Raw genomic sequence first — 4,972 nt, 5'->3', positions numbered from 1 at the left:
TATTTTGTTTAACTCAGTATTATATTTATTCATGCTCTGCTTTTGGGATAGATAGTGGTTTGGCGATTACTATCAGATCAAATTCAGAGCATGTTTTCAAGTTTTATTCCTTAAGATCCAACCTATGAGTTAATATTAGTTAGCGCTTTTACCGGTACATCAAAAAAGTCAGGATCGCCTAAATACTCTGCTCTATCTGCAAATACACGTTTACCTATTTCAGACAATAAATGCACATATTGTGTAGAGTTATGCGCTAAGCCCACTTTAGGTTTTTGTAACTCATACATTTTAAGCCATTGTAAAATAGCAATACCGCCTGAACTAGGCGGCGGCGATGTAAGGACTTCGTAACCATTCCAGTTTGCTTTAATAGGTGTACGTGATTTAGCGGTATAATTTTTTAAATCATCTTGGTTAATTATGCCACCGTGCTGATGCATAAATTTAGCAATAATATTTGCGGTTTCGCCTTTATAAAAACCATCTTGACCGTTATCGCGAATACGCTTTAGTGTGGCTGCGAGCTCTGGTTGTTTAAACGTGGTATTTGCTTTTACATCTGCAAAATAGTTTGCAAAGTTTACGTTTATTTTTTGCTCTTTTAAATAAGCTATATACTCGCTAACGCCTTTTGCTAGTTTTGGCGGAACCACAAAGCCTTTTTCAGCTAAAGTAACTGCAGGTTGTACTAACGTTGTCCACTCAAGCGTGCCATGCTTTTTATGAGCAAGCCACATACCCGCAACACTGCCTGGTACTCCACTGGCATGAATACCATATATTGATTTATCAGGAATAACGTTACCTTGCTCATCTAAGTACATATCACGGTGAGCTGCTGATGGTGCTGTTTCTCGATAATCTATAAAATCACCTTCACCATCTTTTTGAATAAGCATAAAACCACCACCGCCAATATTGCCGGCTTCGGGTAACGTTACAGCAAGTACAAACTGCGCAGTAATAGCCGCATCAATTGCATTGCCTCCTTGCTCTAATATACTTTTAGCCGCATCAGCACTAAACGAATCTGGCATAGCAACTGCACTTTGAGGTAAAGGCTGTGCCACCGCGCTAAATACGGTGAGCTGTAAAATAAATATACTTTTGACAATTAATTTTCGTCGCGAGAAAAACAATCCCATTGAATATCCTTAACTTATTATTTTTAGTTACTCATATTAATGCACGCCACTTATGTGCAGGTCAATATTTATACTGTCAATTTAATCATCATTAAACATTTTTTGAATAAAGCACCGCCGGTAAACTCCCTTGCTCGTCTTTATGTGTATAGTTTTTTATAAATTGTAGACCTAGTTTTTCCATTATTTTTATAGAAGCCGTATTATTTATAATAGCAGTGGCACTTATTGCTTTAACTTCATTGTTTTTAACAAGCTCGTCGCACAATGCTAATGCAGCCTCTGTAGCGTAGCCATGACCCCAGCTTGCTTGTTTAAAACGCCACCCTATTTCAATATTATTAAAGCGAGGTGTTTCACTAAAAAAAACCATAGGTCTTATTAATATCCAACCAATAAATGTATTATTTATTTTTGTCGTAATTTGCCAAAGCCCCCACCCTTTATCTTCATTTCGATAAGCAAGCATGCGAGGAATACCTTCATTTTTTATTTGAGCTAATGTATTTGGCACACCACGCGTTAAATACTGCATTACAGCAGGGTCTTGATCGAGCTCAAACAATTGAGGCCAATCGTGTTCATTCATTAATTTAAAATTTAATCTTGTTGTTACAGGTGTGTTCATTTTCATTCTTGTATAGTCCGTCTCGAATTAATTATTAGTCTCTAAAGGGGATAACACATGAATAAATTAGCAGGTTTAGCTTTATTAGGCACTTTAATTACATTAACTGGTTGTGAAGATGCGAGTGAAGTAAAAGAAGATGCAAAAGACAAAAGCGCTCAAATGCAAGAAAAGCTTGGTGATGCATGGGAAGACGTAAAAGAGACGACACACGAGCTTAAAACTGATGAATCACTAAACCAGTTATTAGACCAAAGTAAAGCTATGGGCTTAGACATGTACGATGACGGTAAAGAAATTGCTGTTGATGCATGGATTAAAAGCAAAGAAGCAGCTGGCGAATTGACTGAAAAAACAAAACAAAAAGCACAAGAAATTGCTGATGAAATAGAGCAAGCTCGTCAAGATGAAAAAGAAGGTTAATTTAACTTCTAATAAAAAGGGTAAGCCATGGCTTACCCTTTTTTGTTTTAGTTAAGTTCAAAGTCTTTTTTGAATTTTAAACCAAATTCACTACGATCGTTACTACGCATTACCCCTACAAAACCTGATTGCTGTAAACGTCCTACGTCGTATATTTCATTAAATACGTTTTCACCATAAAGCGTTACTTCCATATCGCCGTACGGGTTAGTATAAGAAATATTAAAACCAACAAGCTCGCGTGAATCTATTGTTTCACTCTCGTTATAAACTGACTGCCCTTGCATATCACTACGGTATGAGTAATTAGCGTTTAGTGCCAAAGTGCCACCATTGCTTAAATCCATAAAGTAAGAAGGTGCAATCATTACAGTCCAACGAGGTGTTAATGCTGGTGAATCACCTTTACCAATACCTTGTACACCGTCTGCTACGTCTGTAATTTCAGAATCTAGGTAACCCACTGCGCTTCGAATTGTAAAGTCGTCTGTTATTGCAACAGTTGTTTCAAGCTCAATGCCCTGTGCTTTAGATTGACCTGCATTTTCAACAATAGTAACAAAACCACCACCGGATGTTGGATCTGAAAAAGGTAATGCTAAATCAGTGTAATCAGTAACAAATACGGCAAGCATCATAGATACATTTTCGTGTACTTGACCTTTTAAACCAACTTCATAGTTAATTGCTTTAGTTTCATCAAATGAAGTAAATTGGTCGGGACCACCAAATGGACGCGGTGGAAAGCCACCTGTTTGATAACCTTTTTGAATTTGACCATACACATTCATATCATTACTGAGTTGATACGAAGCGTTTATATCCCAAGTAACTGCATCAAAATCGGCGCTTACATACTTACGCGCAGGGAATGATGGAAAAATAGCATCAGCATTTTTTTCGTCTTGAGAGTAACGTAATCCACCGCCAAGTGTTAAATCATCAGTTAAATCGTAACTTGCATTAATATATGCGGCGTATGAGTTAGTCTCTTGATTAATTTCAAAATTCCCATATCCACCAAATGATGGGGTTACTCCATCATTTAATAAACTATTTGGTGTATTAAACGGGCTAAATACAAATGGTCCTGAACGCGTAAATCCATCTTCATTAAAGAAATAAAGACCAGACACAAAGTCCATATTCTCAAACGTAGCATTTAACTGTATTTCAAAAGAATACTGGTCAGCACCACCCTCTTCAGGAAACTCTGATAAATTAAGTGGCGATGCATCATCATCAAGTCCACCTTCGTATTCAGAAGTACGGTAGCTTGAAATAAACTTTGCAGCGTAAGTATCGTTAATCGCCCACTCAGCTGTAAACGATGTTCCCCAACCTGAGTATGATGTAGATTCAATGCCAGCAACAGTTGTGCCTAAATCATCAGGATCAGATGGAATTAAATCTTGTGTTAATAATGGGAAATCTCCATTAAACACGTCATTTGCATCTAATGGCTCAGTTAGCTCAATAGTATATGGAGATTGACCTGACTCATTATCAACACCATCCAAAGAGAAAGTAAGAGCTAAATCACTGCTTGCCTGCCACTTAATTGCAACACGACCGCTAAACTCTTCTTCTTCGCCAATTTCTTTCTCTGGATTTGCTAAATTGACAGCTTCACCTACACCATCTCGAGTTTTATATGATGCACTTGCTGACATACTTATGTCATCGTTTAGTGCATTGTTAAAATATACATCGCCAGCAATACGGCCACGGCTGCCAACCTTTGCTGTAGTGGTAATAATGCCCTCATCACCTGGCTGCTTTGTAATTACATTTACTGCACCACCTAAAGTGTTACGCCCGTACAAAGTTCCCTGAGGACCACGAAGAATCTCTACACGTTCAACATTTGGTAAAGATAAGTTAGAACCCATTTGGCGACCCAGATAAACACCATCTAAATAAACACCTACGCCAGGATCTGTTGTAATTATATGATCTTGCAGACCAATGCCTCGAATAAATACCGAGGCATGAGCCGAGTTACCAACGCCATAGCGTGTAATATTTAAATTAGGAACATACTTACCAATATCTTCTAAATTACTCATATTGGCTTTATCAATAAGGTTTGCACCAATTGATGTGATAGCAGTTGGAGATTCAAACAGACTCTCGGTGCGTTTACGGGCTGTTACTTCTATTTTCTCAAACGCATCTTGCTTTGCTGTTGTTTTAATTTCCTCAGCATTTACTGATGTAGTTAGTGCAGCAAGAATTGCTAGGCTTAACGGTGAGAGGTTGCGTAGTTTCAAAGTATTCTCCAAAGGATATCGTATGATTTGTTATGCGTTTATATTTAGATAATATAAATTTTAAGCATAAAAAAAGACGCTAAAAAGCATCTTTCCTCTGGAAGGTCATTATATTACAAATTTGTGAATGAATGTATAAAAAAAATTAAAATAAAAATTCACTCACTCTATTTTAGTTACAATTTTTATTTCATAAACGATCAACTTAAACAACAACTTCATAACCAATAATAATGAAACTTATTGCTGCGACGCTATCATTGTGTGCTTTGAGTTAGAATTTATTTCATTTAGTAAAACATTCTAAATTTACATACTTTATTTTTTGAACCAATCCACACCAGTAGTTTTAGTTTTAAAAATAACGGTTCATAAATAATTTTTATTAAGGGTTAAATTGAAAATATATTCAGACTTTAATTACGCGGATTCACATCTGAAGTGCATAACGTTTAGGCGGCTTTAGCCGCCAAGTGATCCTGCATCAATTTTGCAGGCGT

At 36.8% G+C, this 4,972-nt stretch carries 3 protein-coding genes and 1 pseudogene; 1 reads left to right on the top strand and 3 read right to left on the bottom strand.

Translation table 11 applies throughout. The features are described 5' to 3' along the window. Positions 1-134 precede the first annotated feature (134 nt). Positions 135-1,148: pseudogene (locus I6F65_RS20875) on the bottom strand (gamma-glutamyltransferase family protein); the annotation flags it as partial. 91 nt (positions 1,149-1,239) lie between these two features. Then, positions 1,240-1,782, bottom strand: a complete 543-nt coding sequence (locus I6F65_RS20870; protein ID WP_197114738.1) for a GNAT family N-acetyltransferase — start codon at positions 1,780-1,782, stop codon at positions 1,240-1,242. 51 nt (positions 1,783-1,833) lie between these two features. Between I6F65_RS20870 and I6F65_RS20865 the strand changes: the two genes are divergently transcribed. Beyond that, positions 1,834-2,199 carry a hypothetical protein gene (locus tag I6F65_RS20865; protein WP_024612281.1) on the top strand — a complete coding sequence of 122 codons (366 nt, stop codon included), beginning with the start codon at positions 1,834-1,836 and terminating at the stop codon, positions 2,197-2,199. 47 nt (positions 2,200-2,246) lie between these two features. Here I6F65_RS20865 and I6F65_RS20860 read toward each other — a convergent pair whose 3' ends face one another. Further along, the gene (locus I6F65_RS20860; RefSeq protein ID WP_197114735.1) at positions 2,247-4,472 is read right to left on the bottom strand and encodes a TonB-dependent receptor; all 2,226 of its coding nucleotides are present in this window, start codon (positions 4,470-4,472) and stop codon (positions 2,247-2,249) included. Between the last annotated feature and the right edge of the window lie 500 nt (positions 4,473-4,972).

The organism is Pseudoalteromonas sp. SWXJZ94C, assembly GCF_015864385.1.
Lineage (GTDB): Bacteria > Pseudomonadota > Gammaproteobacteria > Enterobacterales > Alteromonadaceae > Pseudoalteromonas.
The sequence above is the reverse complement of the archived record's forward strand: the minus strand, read 5'-3'. Positions and strand labels throughout refer to the sequence as shown.

Coding starts and splice junctions, on each gene's coding strand:
- I6F65_RS20870 (WP_197114738.1), bottom strand. CDS start 1,782: ATGAAAATGAACACACCTGTAACAACAAGATTAAATTTTAAATTAATG.
- I6F65_RS20865 (WP_024612281.1), top strand. CDS start 1,834: ATGAATAAATTAGCAGGTTTAGCTTTATTAGGCACTTTAATTACATTA.